This is a genomic window from Burkholderia sp. Ed8 (assembly GCF_040761425.1).
Lineage (GTDB): Bacteria > Pseudomonadota > Gammaproteobacteria > Burkholderiales > Burkholderiaceae > Burkholderia > Burkholderia seminalis.
Genome location: NZ_CP142885.1, coordinates 3,020,800 through 3,033,130, shown reverse-complemented (window position 1 = coordinate 3,033,130; position 12,331 = coordinate 3,020,800). Strand labels below are relative to the sequence as shown.

Here is a 12,331-nt window from a genome sequence, read left to right as displayed (position 1 = left end):
CGTTACGCCAGGGTGGCTGGCGCAACCGCGCCTCACGGTACCGGCAAGCCCGCGTCGTGCTTCACCTCGCGTAGCGACAGCGCCGACTCGATCGAGGTCACGCCCGGCAGCATCCGCAGCGAGTCGCGCAGGAACGTGCCGTAGTCGTCGAGGTCGCGCGCGACCACCTGCAGCAGGTAGTCGGCCGTGCCCGCGACGTTGTGGCACGCGAGGATCCGCTCGATGCCGAGCACTTCCCGTTCGAACCGGTCGGCGACCTTGCGGTCGTGCGTCGCGAACCGCACGAGCACGAACGCGACGACGCCGAAGCCGAGTGCCTGCCGCGACAGCTGCGCGCGGTAGCGCTCGATGTAGCCGTCGCTTTCGAGCCGCTTGAGGCGCCGCGCGCAGGGCGTCTCGGACAGGCCGACGGATTCGGCGAGGCGGGCGATCGGCATGCGGCCGTCGCGCTGCACCGCGGCGAGGATGGCGCGGTCGGTTTTGTCGAGCTCGGTCATGTTGGCGGAATCCTTGTAGCGATTTCGCTATTGTGGCGGATTCCCCCAAGGATCGCCAATCCCGAGCCAAAGATGGCCAATAATCCCTCCTTCTTCAGCGGCAACATATCGTCATTGAAGGACGGGGCAGACCATGATTTCCACGCATTTGCTGTTGATTTATCTCGCCGCGCTGGCCGCCATATATGCGGTGCCGGGGCCGGACATGGCGCTCGTGCTGCAGACCAGCATCGGCCGTGGCGTGCGGCCCGGGATGGCGGCGGCAGCCGGGCTGTCGCTCGCGCGCACCGCGCACGTGACGCTGTCGGCCTGCGGCGTCGCGGCGCTGATCCGCGGCGCACCGTGGCTGTACGAGGTGATCCGCTATGGCGGCGCGTTGTATCTCGCGTATGTGGCGATCCAGGTGTTCCGCTCGCCGGTGTTCGCGCTCGGCGACGGCGATGCGGCGACGGCCGGCGAGCTGCGGCAGTCATTCGTGAAGGGGCTGCTGACGAACCTGCTGAACCCGAAGGCGCTGCTGTTCTGCTCGGTGCTGCTGCCGCAGTTCGTGCGACCCGAGGCCGGGCCGGTCGTCTGGCAGATGTTCGAGCTCGGCGCGCTGCTGGTCGCGGCCGGCGTGTGCTTCGATCTCGCGTGCGTGTTCGGCGCGTCGCGCATCGCGGCGTGGATGCGTGCGCATCCGCTCGCACAGACCGTGCAGCGCTGGACGTTTTCGGCGGCACTGATCGGATTCGCGCTGCGCCTTTCAATGGACTGAACGAGGCCCCGCGCCGTTGCCGCGCAGCCCGACTGGCCGCGCGCAATGCCGGCCTTCGCGCGCGTGCCTTGCTGCAGAAGGGGGGACGCGCAAATCGTCTGACTGTTCTAAACTTCCTCTAACTTCGCGCAAGCGAATCGACTGACCGAACGGAACCGACTTCCGCCGGCTGTGTCCGATTTCCTGGCTGTTCCGTGCAACGCGGTACCAAGGAGGGTCTGAACATGGCAAGGCATCTTCACGCCGACCGTGAACCCCGAATCGTCGCCGAGTCCAAATGTCTCGGCGCGTGCGATCCGGCAGAACGCATCCACGTCACGATCATGTTGCGGCGGCAGGAAGAAGGGCAACTCGATACGTTGGTCCACCAGCTCGCCACCGGCGACGCACAGGCGAAGCCGCTGTCGCGCGAAGCGTTCGCGCAGCGTTTCTCCGCCAATCCCGACGACATTCGCAAGACCGAGGATTTCGCGCATCGTCATCAGCTGACGGTCGATCGCGTCGATCCGGTCGAGAGCGTCGTCGTGCTGTCCGGGACGATCGCACAGTTCGAAACCGCATTCGGCGTGAAGCTCGAACGATTCGAGCATCGGTCGATCGGCCAGTATCGCGGCCGCTCGGGCCCGATCGCGCTACCCGACGATCTCGGCGACGCCGTCACGGCCGTGCTCGGCCTCGACAGCCGCCCGCAGGCGCGGCCGCATTTCCGGTTTCGTCCGCCGTTCAAGCCTGCGCGCGGTGCCGCGGGCGTGACGTTTACGCCGGTCCAGCTGGCGTCGCTGTACGATTTTCCGGCCGGTGACGGCGCCGGCCAATGCATCGCGATCATCGAACTCGGCGGCGGCTATCGCGCGGCAGACATCCAGCAATATTTCCGCGGGCTCGGGCTCAAGACGCCGCCGACGCTCGTCGACGTGAACGTCGGCGCCGGCCGCAATGCGCCGACCGGCGACCCGAATGGTCCGGACGGCGAAGTCGCGCTCGACATCGAGATTGCCGGTGCGATCGCGCCCGCCGCGACACTCGCCATCTACTTCGCGCCGAACAGCGACGCGGGTTTCATCCAGGCCGTGAACGCGGCCGTGACCGACAAGACCAACCAACCTTCCGTGATCTCGATCAGCTGGGGCGGCCCGGAAGCCATCTGGCAGGCGCAGTCGGCGCAGGCGTTCAACCGCGTGTTGCAGGCCGCCGCCGCGCAGGGCATCACCGTGTGCGCGGCGTCGGGCGACAGCGGCTCGGGCGACGGGCTGCAGGACGGCACCGATCACGTCGATTTCCCCGCGTCGAGCCCGTACGTGCTCGGCTGCGGCGGCACGCAGCTCGATGCGCTGCCGGGGCAGGGCATCCGCAGCGAGGTCACGTGGAACGACGAGGCGGCCGGCGGCGGCGCGGGCGGCGGCGGCGTCAGCACGCTGTTCGACGTGCCGGCGTGGCAGCAGGGGCTTGCCGTGACGCTCGCCGACGGCAGCCGCACGCCGCTCGCGAAACGCGGCGTGCCCGACGTGGCCGGCGATGCGTCGCCGCAGACGGGCTACGAGGTATCGGTCGCGGGCACCGCCGCGGTGATGGGCGGCACGAGCGCGGTCGCACCGCTGTGGGCCGCGCTGATCGCACGGATCAATGCGGCGGCCGGCGCGTCGGCCGGCTGGGTCAATCCGGTGCTGTACAAGCATCCGGGCGCGCTGCGCGACATCACGAAAGGATCGAACGGCACCTATGCGGCCGCTTCGGGCTGGGACGCGTGCACGGGGCTCGGCAGCCCGAACGGCGCGCAGCTCGCCGCGATCCTCGCGCGCAAGCCGTCGAGCTGACGCGCGGGCCCACGCCTTTCCGTTCGACGCGGGTGTCCTGCCCGCGTCTTTTTCACCTCCAGGAGCAGCACGATGGGCATCGATTCCGCATCTTCCGGCGGCGTGTATCCGCTGCATCACGGCGACCACAATTCGCATGGCGTGCCGCCGACCGTCAACCCGGTCGCGCTGAGCCACGGCCGCGACCAGCCGTTCTTCGACCCGGTCGCGTACGGCAACGGCCCCGACGACTCGGTGACCGACACGACCGAGGCGGCCGCGATCACGCATCACACCATCCTGATCGACGGCAAGCGCATCGCGTACACGGCGACGGCCGGCCATCTCGTGACGGTCGACCCGAGCAGTTCGCAGCCGGCCGCGAAGCTTTTCTACGTGGCGTTCACGGCCGACGGCGCGAAGGAAGAAACGCGCCCGGTGACGTTCTTCTATAACGGCGGCCCCGGTTCGTCGTCGGTGTTCGTGCTGCTCGGCTCGTTCGCGCCGAAGCGCATCAAGACGTCGATGCCGGGTTTCACGCCGCCCGCGCCTTACCAGATCGAAGACAACCCGGACAGCATGATCGACCACAGCGACCTGGTGTTCATCAATCCGGTCGGCACCGGCTATTCGGCGGCCGTCGCGCCGAACAAGAACCGCAATTTCTGGGGCGTCGACCAGGATGCGGATTCGCTGAAGCAGTTCATCAAGCGCTACCTGACGAAGAACAACCGCTGGAATTCGCCGAAGTACCTGTTCGGCGAATCGTACGGCACAGCGCGCAGCTGCGTGCTCGCGTACAAGCTGCACGAGGACGGCGTCGACCTGAACGGCGTCACGCTGCAGTCGTCGATCCTCGACTACCGGCAGGCCGGCAACCCGGTCGGCGCGCTGCCGACCGCCGCGGCCGACGCGTGGTATCACAAGAAGCTCGGCGTCACGCCCGCGCCGACCGATCTCGGCGCGTTCGTCGAGGAGGTCGCGCAGTTCGCGCGCACCGACTACCTGAAGGCGCTGCGCACGCTTCCGCATGCGGATCCGGCGGCCGTGCAGAAACTGTCGCAATACACGGGCATCGATGCGGCGACGCTGCAATCGTGGAGCCTCGATATCGCCGGCTACGACACGCGCGGCAATTCGCTGTTCCTGACGACGCTGTTGCATGCGCAGGGGCTCGCGCTCGGTTCGTACGACGGCCGCGTGACCGGAATCTCGTCGGGCATCGCCGGCAAGATCGATCCGAATTCGGGCGGCAACGATCCGACGATGACGGCCGTGACGGGCGTCTATACGGCGATGTGGAACAGCTACCTGAACGAGCAACTGAAGTTCACGTCGAATTCCGCGTTCACCGACCTGAACGACCAGGCGTTCCGGAACTGGGACTTCGGCCACATCGACCCGACCGGCGCACAGCAGGGCATCGATGCGCAGGGGAACGTGATTCTCTATACGGCCGGCGATCTCGCCGCGGTGATGGCGCTGAACGTCGACCTGAAGGTGCTGTCGGCGAACGGCTTGTACGATTTCGTCACGCCGTTCTACCAGACCGTGATCGACCTGCAGCAGATGCCGCTGGAGGACCCGAAGGTGCGGCAGAACCTGTCGGCGCGGTTCTATCCGTCGGGTCACATGGTGTATCTCGACGGCGGCTCGCGCACCGCGCTCAAGCGCGACCTCGCGACGATGTACGACGCGACGGTCAGCGATACGGGTGCGCGACTGCGGATTCGCGCGTTGCAGGCGAAGAAGGCGGGCGGGCACGCATAGCGCTGCCCGTGGTGGGCGTGCCGCGCGCGGCCTCGACGGCTCGCGCGCGGTATGTCGGTTGCGGCGGCCGGCTTACGCGGGCCGCCAGTCGAACGGCGTGTACGGCAGCGCGCGCTTGTGGCGCGAACCGTCGAAGAAGCGCAGCACCGTTTCGTACACGCGGTCTTCGACCGGCTTGCCCTCGAGGAAATCGTCGATCTCGTCGTAGGTCACGCCGTACGCGTGCTCGTCGGGCCGCAGCGGACGCAGTTCCTCGAGGTCGGCCGTCGGCACCTTCATCACGATCGTTTCCTCGCCGCCGAGCGCACGCGCGACCGCGCGCACGCGCCGCTTGCTCAGGCCCGCGAGCGGCAGGACGTCCGCGCCGCCGTCGCCGAACTTCGTGAAGAAACCCATCAGCGACTCGGCCGCATGGTCGGTACCGATCACGATGCCGCGCCGCGCGCCGGCCACCGCGTACTGCGCGATCATGCGTTCGCGCGCCTTGATGTTGCCGTGCACGAAATCCTGCTGCGCCGGCGTGTCGAATGCGTGGCCGGATGCGACCAGCGAGCGCAGCATCGCATCCGCGGCCGGCTTCACGTCGACCGTCAGCACCTCGTCCGCGCGCACGAACGCGAGCGCGCGCTGGGCATCGGCTTCGTCGTTCTGCACGCCGTTCGGCAAGCGCATCGCGATGAAGCGCGCATCGTAGCCGTCGGCGCGCAGGCGCTCGACCGACAGCTGCGCGAGCCGGCCGGCCGTCGACGAATCGACGCCGCCGCTGATGCCGAGCACGTAGGACCGCAGGCCGGTCGAACGAAGATAGTGCGCGAGGAAATCGATGCGGCGGTCGATCTCGGCCTCGGCGTCGAAGTGCGGGGCAACGTTCAGTTCGGCAATGATCGCGCGCTGGCGGCTGGCGTAATCGGCGGATGTCATGAAGAAAGTTCCGGAACGAAATGCAAGGCGCCCATCATAAGCGCAATCGCGGCGCGGTGCCGCGCCGGGCGTGCGTTCCGGAGGCTTCGCGTTGCTTCGGCGAGACGCACTGCGTCGCCGTGGTGCACGGTGCGCCGGGCGGGTGCGGGATGCCGGGCGAACGGCATGCGCGCTCGCCCCGCCGACGGGATGCGCGCCGGATGGCCGGCGTCAGCGCCGCGCCAGCACGACGCCCACCAGCGCGAGCGCGAAGCCGGCGAGCTGGATCGCCGCGAGCGTTTCGCCGAACAGCCAGTAGCCCTGCAGCGCGGCCAGCGGCGGCGCGAGGAACAGCAGCGACGTCGCGCGCGCCGCGTTGCCGCGGCGCAGCATCCACATCAGCATCGTGACCGCGCCGCCGGACAGGAACACGACGCCCCACACCAGCGACACCCACAGCGCCGGCGCGCCGATCCAGCGGGTTTCGTGAAGCAGCGCGACGAAGCCGGCCGCGACGATCGCCGCGCCGAAATTCTGCACGGCCACCGCCGTGCGCAGGTCGCTCTGCGCGAGCTTGCCTTTCTGGTACAGCGAGCCGGCCGTGATCGATCCGACCGCCAGCACCGATACGGCGACGACCAGCCACTCGGGCGCCGCACCCGGCGGCGACGCGACGCCGCCCGCGACCTTCGGCGCCAGCACGAGCGCGACGCCGACGAGCCCGAGCGCCATCCCGAGCCAGCCGCGCGCGGGCAGGCGCTCGTTGAACAGCGGGACCGCGAGCACGGCGGTGGCGAGCGGCTGCAGCGCGCCGAGCAACGCCATGACGCCCGCGTTCAATCCTTGCGCGACGGCCCAGTAGCTGGCGCCCAGATAGACGCCCTGCAGCAGCGCGCCCGCGATCAGATGGCGCGGCCATTCGCGGCGGGCCGGCCACGGTGCGCGCGCGGCGAGCGCCACGACGCCGAACAGCGCGGCCGTGCCGGCGAAGCGCGCGAGCAGGAACAGGTTGGGATCGGCGTAGGGTTTGATGGCCCGCGCGACGATGAAGCCGGTGGACCACAGCGCGACGAACGCGGCGGCGACGATCGAGGTAAGCATGCGTGACGGGCCACGAGCTGGCCGGACAGAATCGGAAAGTCGGCCAGTATCGGGGGAAGCGGGGCCGGCGTCTTGTCGAATCCTGCACTCATGCCGGGCGAGGCGTGGCCGTGCCGGTCGTCAACGTGCGCCGGGTTTGCGGCGCGGAAAGGGAGGGGGCCGCGCGGCGCGATGCGGCGCGGCCGGGCGTGAAGCCGCGGCGATCGGCCGGATCAGTCGATCGAGAACGTGTCGAGCGGCTGGTTGGCGCGCGCATCCGTCGCGAAGCGCGCGGCGAGCTGTTCATAGAGCCGGCGTGCCTCGTCGAGCGTCAGGTCGATCCAGTACGGATCGCCGGCCGCGTCGTTGAGGCGTTCGGGCGGAAACTGGATTTCGATCACACTGCCTTTGCGATACATGGCGCGAGCCCCTTTGCTTGATCCGTCATTCGGCGAAACGCAGAGTGTAGCAACCGGCGTCGCGCCGATTCGCGCGCATGAGGCAATACAGAATTTCGCTTTCGGGAAACGCGGCCGGCCGCGTTTCCCGCCGCCGTCAAATGCCGGTCAAACGGCCGTAATACAATGGCCGGCTCACCCATTACAGTCGCCTCGGGCGCACACGCGATGCTGGCGGAACAACGTCATCAATACATCCTGTCGGAGCTCGGACGGTCGGGCGCGCTGTCGGTCGCGGAACTCGTCCGTTCGCTCGACGTGTCGCGCGAGACGGTAAGGCGCGACCTGAATGCGCTGGCCGCGCGCGGCCTGCTCGTGATGACGCACGGCGGCGCGCTGGCCGCCGATCGCCGCGAGCCGAGCCTGTCCGAGCGCGAAGCCGCGAATGCCGAAGCGAAGCGCACGATCGGGCGGCGCGCGGCCGAATTCGTGCCCGACGATGCATCGGTGCTGATCGATTCGGGCAGCACGCCGCATGCGGTCGCGCTCGCGCTCACCGACCGGCACCGGTTGTCGATCTACACGAACGACTGGCGTACCGCGTTCGTGCTCGCGCGGCGCAACGGCAACCGCGTGACGCTGCTCGGCGGCGAGCTGTCCGACGACGAGGATGCGACCTTCGGGCTCGACACGATCCACCAGCTCGCGCAATACCACGTCGATTTCGCGTTCGTCGGCGCCGGCGGCATCACGCCCGACGGCGAATGTACCGACTACTCGCGGCTCGCGGCCGAGGTGCGCAGCCGGATGATCGCGGCGGCCGGCACGGCGATCATCGTCGCCGACCATTCGAAATTCGGCCGCGTGACGCCGGTGCGCATCAACGGCACGGCCGCCGCCCGCTATCTCGTGACCGAGCGCGCGCCCGACAAGGCCGTGCGCCGTGCGCTGACCGCGCGCGGAATCGAACTGCTCGTGTGCGACTGACGCGCGTCCGACATACAAGGTTCATCGAAGCGTCATTCCACGGGAAGAACCGCCGCCGACACTGACCCATTCACCTCGACCGGCCGTCAGGCCAGGGAGCAATGAATGACCGTCAGCGTGCGCAGCTATCTTTCCCCCACCCTGGTCCTGCTGGCCTTCGACTGGCCCGATGCGGCGGCGCGGCCCGATTTCCTCGGCTTCGCGATCCGGCGCACGCCGGGCTTCTGGTCGGCCGACGGCAAGACGCGTGCGCCGGACAGCTGGTTGCCGAACCGCCTGACGTTCGACGGCCCGGCCGCCGACACGCAGGGCGATGCGCCGACCGACCAGGCGCCGATCCAGAAATTCATGTGGTGGGATGCGCGCATCGATCCTCAGGACCGCGATGCATCGTTCCGCTACGACGTCTATCCGGTCGTCGGCACGCCGGCGAACCTGCAGGTGCTCGACGCGGAGGCCGGCGTATGCGACGTCGTGCTGCCCGCGCACATCGAGGACGGCATCGGCACGTGGTTCAACCGCGCGGTGGTCAGCTCGCAGGCGTTTGCCAGGCAGGTCGCGGCGCTGGGTCTCGCGCCGAACGAGGCGCCGAGCGACGCACAGGCGCTGAAGTTGCGCACGTGGCTCGCGAACGACATGGAGCAGGTGTTCGCGGAGATGCTCGACCCGGCGTCGCGCGCGGCGTCGGCCGTCTATCACCTAACCGACACGCTGTGGGCGCTGCCCGCATTCGAAGCGTTCGGCCGCAAGCACGGCGAAGCGTCGCTCGCGATCGTCTACGACGCGCACACGACGGCGCGCAAGGGCAAGCCGCCGCTGCCGTCGCCGAACCAGCCGGCCGTCGACGCGCTGCAGGGCCTCGCGACGCTCGCGCCGCGCGACAGGACGCACATCATGCACGACAAGTTCATCGTGACCGACGCGCCGTCGAACCCCGCGCCCGCGCGCGTGCTGACCGGTTCCGCGAACTTCACGACCGAGGGGCTGACCGAGCAGGCCAACGTGCTGCACGCATTCGACTCGTCCGTGCTCGCCGCGCTGTACAACGACCGCGCGCATGCGCTCGCGAGCAATCCTTCGATTGCCGAGACGGCGAAGCTGACGTCGGGCTGGTCGGCGCCGATGACGATCGGCAGCGCGCAGGTGCGCGTCGCGTTTTCGCCGGAGCCGGCGGGGCAGCGTACGGAGATCGACACGATCGTCGCCGCGATCGCGGCCGCGAAGCATTCGGTGTCGTTCTGCCTGTTCATGCCGACCGACGCGGCGCTGCGCGATGCCTGTTTCGCGGCCGGCGACCGCGGGCTGATGATGTTCGGGCTGGTGAACCGGATCAGCGTCGGCAGCGCGACGAAGGCCGATACCGCGCGGCAGGCAGGCCAGACGCTCGATGCGGCCACGCTCGCGAACCTCGAGTTGTACCATCGCAGTCGCGACAACCGCGACGTGATCGATGCCGCGTATTTCTCGCCGGCCACCGTGCCGCCAGGCTTCACGCCGGAACTGCGGCTCTTTCCGGGCGAGCCGGCGCCGGCCTTTCCGCCCGTCGTGATCCATCACAAGTTCATCGTGATCGATGCGGAAGGCGCGAATCCGGTCGTGTACACGGGCTCGGCGAACATGAGCCGCAATTCCGAGCAGTACAACGACGAGAACCTGCTCGAGATCCGCGACACGCGGGTCGCGGCGATCTATCTCGCGGAATTCCTGCGGCTTTACGAGCACTATCGCGCACGGGCGCTGGCGATCGATGCGCAGCGGCACGGCACGGACGCGGGGACGGGCGCGCATGCGCGGCTCGCGCTCGCGCCCGATTCGCGCTGGGCGAAGAAGTATTACGTGCAGGGAAGCCCGGAAGAAAAGGCGCGGATCGCACTGGCGTCGACCGCGCCGACCAACTGACGCACCGAAGTGCGAAGGGCACGGCAGGTGCGTGCCCCGGCCGGCCGCCGCCGCTTACGCGGCGACGTAGCGCAGCACGGCGTCGGCGATCGTGTCGCGATGCCGCGTGCGCAGGCGCGGCGCCGACGGATCGCGGCCGAACGCGGCGCCGAACGTGTAGCGGTTCGACACGCGGTGGAAGCAGAACGAGCTGATCAGCAGGTGCAGGTCGAATGCATCGATGTCCTTGCGGAACGCGCCGCTGGCCGCACCGCGCTCGACCAGTTCCTCGAGCGTCTTGATGATGCTGACGTTGCGGTTCTTGAACGACTTCAGCTGTTCGAGATACTTCGCGCCGTGGATGTTCTCGATCGACACGAGGCGGACGAAGTCGCGATGCTTGTCGTGATAGTCGAACGTGAATTCGACGAGGCGGCGCATGCCTTCGCGCGGCTCCATGTCGCCGACGTGCAGTTCCTGCTCGAGCGCGCGGATGTCGCCGTACACCTTCTCCAGCACGGCCTCGTACAGGCCTTCCTTGCTTTCGAAGTAGTAATAGAGCATGCGCTTCGTCGTGTTCGTGCGCTCGGCGATCGCGTCGACGCGCGCACCGGCGAGGCCCATCGCGGAGAATTCCTGCGTGGCGACGTCGAGAATGTTGCGCTTGGTTTGCTCGGGATCGTATTTGCGCCGCGCTTCGGACGCAAGCGCTCGGGTGTCGGACGTGGCGGCCTTGCTTCCTGCTTTCATGTGACTTTGTTTTGGGTTCGCGGCGGCTAGGAAAAGGCATTCTAGCATGTGGGAAATGCCCGCCCGGCCGACCTTCCGCTCTAATCGGCCAGGCCGTCCGGCGGGGCCGTTTCGGCCGCCGCGCCCGCTCGGCGGCGGCAGGATGCGAGCGCGTCGCGGGCCTGGTAGGCGGTGTACGTGAGCTGCGCGGCGGCGAGGCCGGCCAGCCCGAACGTACGCGTGAGCCCGAACGCGGCGAAGCCGTCCGGCACCGGCCGGCCTTCGGCCAGCGCGGCGGCGAGCGTTTCGCCGGCCACCGTGGTCGGCGCCATGCCGTGGCCGCCAAACGCGATCGCGTGCCATACGCCGTCCGTGTCGCGGCCGATCTGCGGCATCTTGTGCCGGGCGTAACTCATCAGCCCGCCCCACGCGTAGTCGACCTTCACGCCTTCCAGTTGCGGATACACGCGCAGCAGGTCGCGCCGCAGCAGGCGCGCGATCGCATCGGGGCCGCGGTCGAGCACCGAGATCCGGCCGCCCCACAGGATGCGCGTGTCCTTCAGCGGCCGGTAGTAGTCGAACGCGAAACGCGTGTCGTAGATCGCGTACGGCGCGTCGATCGCGTCGGGCAGCCGCGTGCCGAGCGGCTCGGTCGCGATCACGTAGGTCGCGATCGGCAGCACCGCGCGCTCGATGCGCGGCGACACGCCGCGCGCGTAACCGCCGCCGGCGAACACGACGTCTTTCGCGCGCACCGCGCCCTGCGCCGTGCGCACGACGTACCCGGCGCCTTCGCGCGCGATGCCGAGCGCGGCCGAGCGTTCGTACACGCGGGCACCGCCGCGCGAGGCGGCCGCCGCGACGCCGAGCACGTACTTGAGCGGATGGAAGTGGAAGGCGTTCGGCTCGAACAGGCCGCCGTAATAGCGCTGCGTCTTCAACCGCTCGCGCAGCGCGCCGGTCGGGACGGGTGCCCAGTCGACGCCGAGTTCCTGCTTCATCAGCGTGCGCACGCCGTCGAGCCGCGACGGATCGTCGAACCAGTTCGCGAGCATCACGCCCTGGTCGACGATGTCGCAGTCGATCCCGTAGCGGGCGATCCGCGCGCGGATCAGGTCGACCGCATCGACGGTGAGCCGGTACAGCCGGCGCCCTTCGTCGCGGCCGAGCGTGCGCAGCAGGTCGGCATTGTCGAGGCTGTAGCCGCCGAACACGAAGCCGCCGTTGCGGCCCGACGCACCGAAGCCGACCCGTTCGCCGTCGAGCACGACGACGTCGCGCACGCCGCGCTCGACGAGGCCGAGCGCCGTGCACAGGCCGGCGAGGCCGCCGCCGACGATGCAGACCTGCGTGTCGATCGTGCCGGTCAGTTGCGGGTAGGGCTGGCGGGTAACGGTGGCTTCGTAGAAGTTCTGCATGCGATTTCGTTGATTCGTGACGACGGGAAAACGGACGGCGCGCGTCGATCTTGCCTGAACGCGTGCGCCGCGTCGAATGGCGCTTGTCAGGGCGCCGGCCGCCGCGTTCGGGCGGCAGCCGGCG

General features: G+C 68.9%; 11 protein-coding genes. 5 read left to right on the top strand and 6 right to left on the bottom strand.

Features of this window, described 5'->3' with window-relative positions; genetic code table 11:
* Nucleotides 1-32 precede the first annotated feature (32 nt).
* Nucleotides 33-497, bottom strand: a complete 465-nt coding sequence (locus VXM69_RS13725; RefSeq protein WP_034180918.1) for an Lrp/AsnC family transcriptional regulator — start codon at nucleotides 495-497, stop codon at nucleotides 33-35.
* Between the two features lie 133 nt (nucleotides 498-630).
* Between VXM69_RS13725 and VXM69_RS13720 the strand changes: the two genes are divergently transcribed.
* From VXM69_RS13720 to VXM69_RS13710, 3 genes are all read left to right on the top strand, one after another.
* Nucleotides 631-1,254 carry a LysE family translocator gene (locus tag VXM69_RS13720; RefSeq protein ID WP_049029964.1) on the top strand — a complete coding sequence of 208 codons (624 nt, stop codon included), beginning with the start codon at nucleotides 631-633 and terminating at the stop codon, nucleotides 1,252-1,254.
* A gap of 224 nt (nucleotides 1,255-1,478) precedes the next feature.
* Nucleotides 1,479-3,068, top strand: a complete 1,590-nt coding sequence (locus VXM69_RS13715; RefSeq protein WP_124610003.1) for a protease pro-enzyme activation domain-containing protein — start codon at nucleotides 1,479-1,481, stop codon at nucleotides 3,066-3,068.
* Nucleotides 3,069-3,140: 72 nt separating this feature from the next.
* Nucleotides 3,141-4,817, top strand: a complete 1,677-nt coding sequence (locus VXM69_RS13710) for a S10 family peptidase (protein ID WP_069706721.1) — start codon at nucleotides 3,141-3,143, stop codon at nucleotides 4,815-4,817.
* A gap of 72 nt (nucleotides 4,818-4,889) precedes the next feature.
* Here the strand turns inward: VXM69_RS13710 and nadE are convergent, their stop codons facing one another.
* The 3 genes from nadE to VXM69_RS13695 form a co-directional block, all read right to left on the bottom strand.
* Complete coding sequence (gene nadE, locus VXM69_RS13705; RefSeq protein WP_034190616.1) at nucleotides 4,890-5,738, bottom strand: ammonia-dependent NAD(+) synthetase; 849 nt, start codon at nucleotides 5,736-5,738, stop codon at nucleotides 4,890-4,892.
* A 210-nt stretch (nucleotides 5,739-5,948) separates the two neighbouring features.
* A complete protein-coding gene (locus VXM69_RS13700; RefSeq protein ID WP_124610000.1) occupies nucleotides 5,949-6,818 on the bottom strand; it encodes a DMT family transporter in 870 nt (289 codons plus the stop codon).
* Between the two features lie 212 nt (nucleotides 6,819-7,030).
* The gene (locus VXM69_RS13695) at nucleotides 7,031-7,216 is read right to left on the bottom strand and encodes a hypothetical protein (RefSeq protein WP_006480515.1); all 186 of its coding nucleotides are present in this window, start codon (nucleotides 7,214-7,216) and stop codon (nucleotides 7,031-7,033) included.
* 207 nt (nucleotides 7,217-7,423) lie between these two features.
* On the opposite strand from VXM69_RS13695, the gene VXM69_RS13690 reads away from it, so the two are divergent.
* Complete coding sequence (locus tag VXM69_RS13690; protein ID WP_034190614.1) at nucleotides 7,424-8,182, top strand: DeoR/GlpR family DNA-binding transcription regulator; 759 nt, start codon at nucleotides 7,424-7,426, stop codon at nucleotides 8,180-8,182.
* 105 nt (nucleotides 8,183-8,287) lie between these two features.
* Nucleotides 8,288-10,081, top strand: coding sequence for a phospholipase D-like domain-containing protein (locus VXM69_RS13685; protein ID WP_367188759.1), 1,794 nt, complete (start codon nucleotides 8,288-8,290; stop codon nucleotides 10,079-10,081).
* 54 nt (nucleotides 10,082-10,135) lie between these two features.
* Here the strand turns inward: VXM69_RS13685 and VXM69_RS13680 are convergent, their stop codons facing one another.
* The gene (locus VXM69_RS13680) at nucleotides 10,136-10,810 is read right to left on the bottom strand and encodes a TetR family transcriptional regulator (RefSeq protein ID WP_034190612.1); all 675 of its coding nucleotides are present in this window, start codon (nucleotides 10,808-10,810) and stop codon (nucleotides 10,136-10,138) included.
* An 80-nt stretch (nucleotides 10,811-10,890) separates the two neighbouring features.
* A complete protein-coding gene (locus tag VXM69_RS13675) occupies nucleotides 10,891-12,207 on the bottom strand; it encodes an FAD-binding oxidoreductase (protein ID WP_051701047.1) in 1,317 nt (438 codons plus the stop codon).
* Nucleotides 12,208-12,331: the final 124 nt, after the last annotated feature.

Excerpts from the sequence above, each read along its gene's own strand:
- VXM69_RS13725 (WP_034180918.1), bottom strand. The coding sequence starts at position 497 with ATGACCGAGCTCGACAAAACCGACCGCGCCATCCTCGCCGCGGTGCAG.
- VXM69_RS13720 (WP_049029964.1), top strand. The coding sequence starts at position 631 with ATGATTTCCACGCATTTGCTGTTGATTTATCTCGCCGCGCTGGCCGCC.
- VXM69_RS13715 (WP_124610003.1), top strand. The coding sequence starts at position 1,479 with ATGGCAAGGCATCTTCACGCCGACCGTGAACCCCGAATCGTCGCCGAG.
- VXM69_RS13710 (WP_069706721.1), top strand. The coding sequence starts at position 3,141 with ATGGGCATCGATTCCGCATCTTCCGGCGGCGTGTATCCGCTGCATCAC.
- nadE (WP_034190616.1), bottom strand. The coding sequence starts at position 5,738 with ATGACATCCGCCGATTACGCCAGCCGCCAGCGCGCGATCATTGCCGAA.
- VXM69_RS13700 (WP_124610000.1), bottom strand. The coding sequence starts at position 6,818 with ATGCTTACCTCGATCGTCGCCGCCGCGTTCGTCGCGCTGTGGTCCACC.
- VXM69_RS13695 (WP_006480515.1), bottom strand. The coding sequence starts at position 7,216 with ATGTATCGCAAAGGCAGTGTGATCGAAATCCAGTTTCCGCCCGAACGC.
- VXM69_RS13690 (WP_034190614.1), top strand. The coding sequence starts at position 7,424 with ATGCTGGCGGAACAACGTCATCAATACATCCTGTCGGAGCTCGGACGG.
- VXM69_RS13685 (WP_367188759.1), top strand. The coding sequence starts at position 8,288 with ATGACCGTCAGCGTGCGCAGCTATCTTTCCCCCACCCTGGTCCTGCTG.
- VXM69_RS13680 (WP_034190612.1), bottom strand. The coding sequence starts at position 10,810 with ATGAAAGCAGGAAGCAAGGCCGCCACGTCCGACACCCGAGCGCTTGCG.
- VXM69_RS13675 (WP_051701047.1), bottom strand. The coding sequence starts at position 12,207 with ATGCAGAACTTCTACGAAGCCACCGTTACCCGCCAGCCCTACCCGCAA.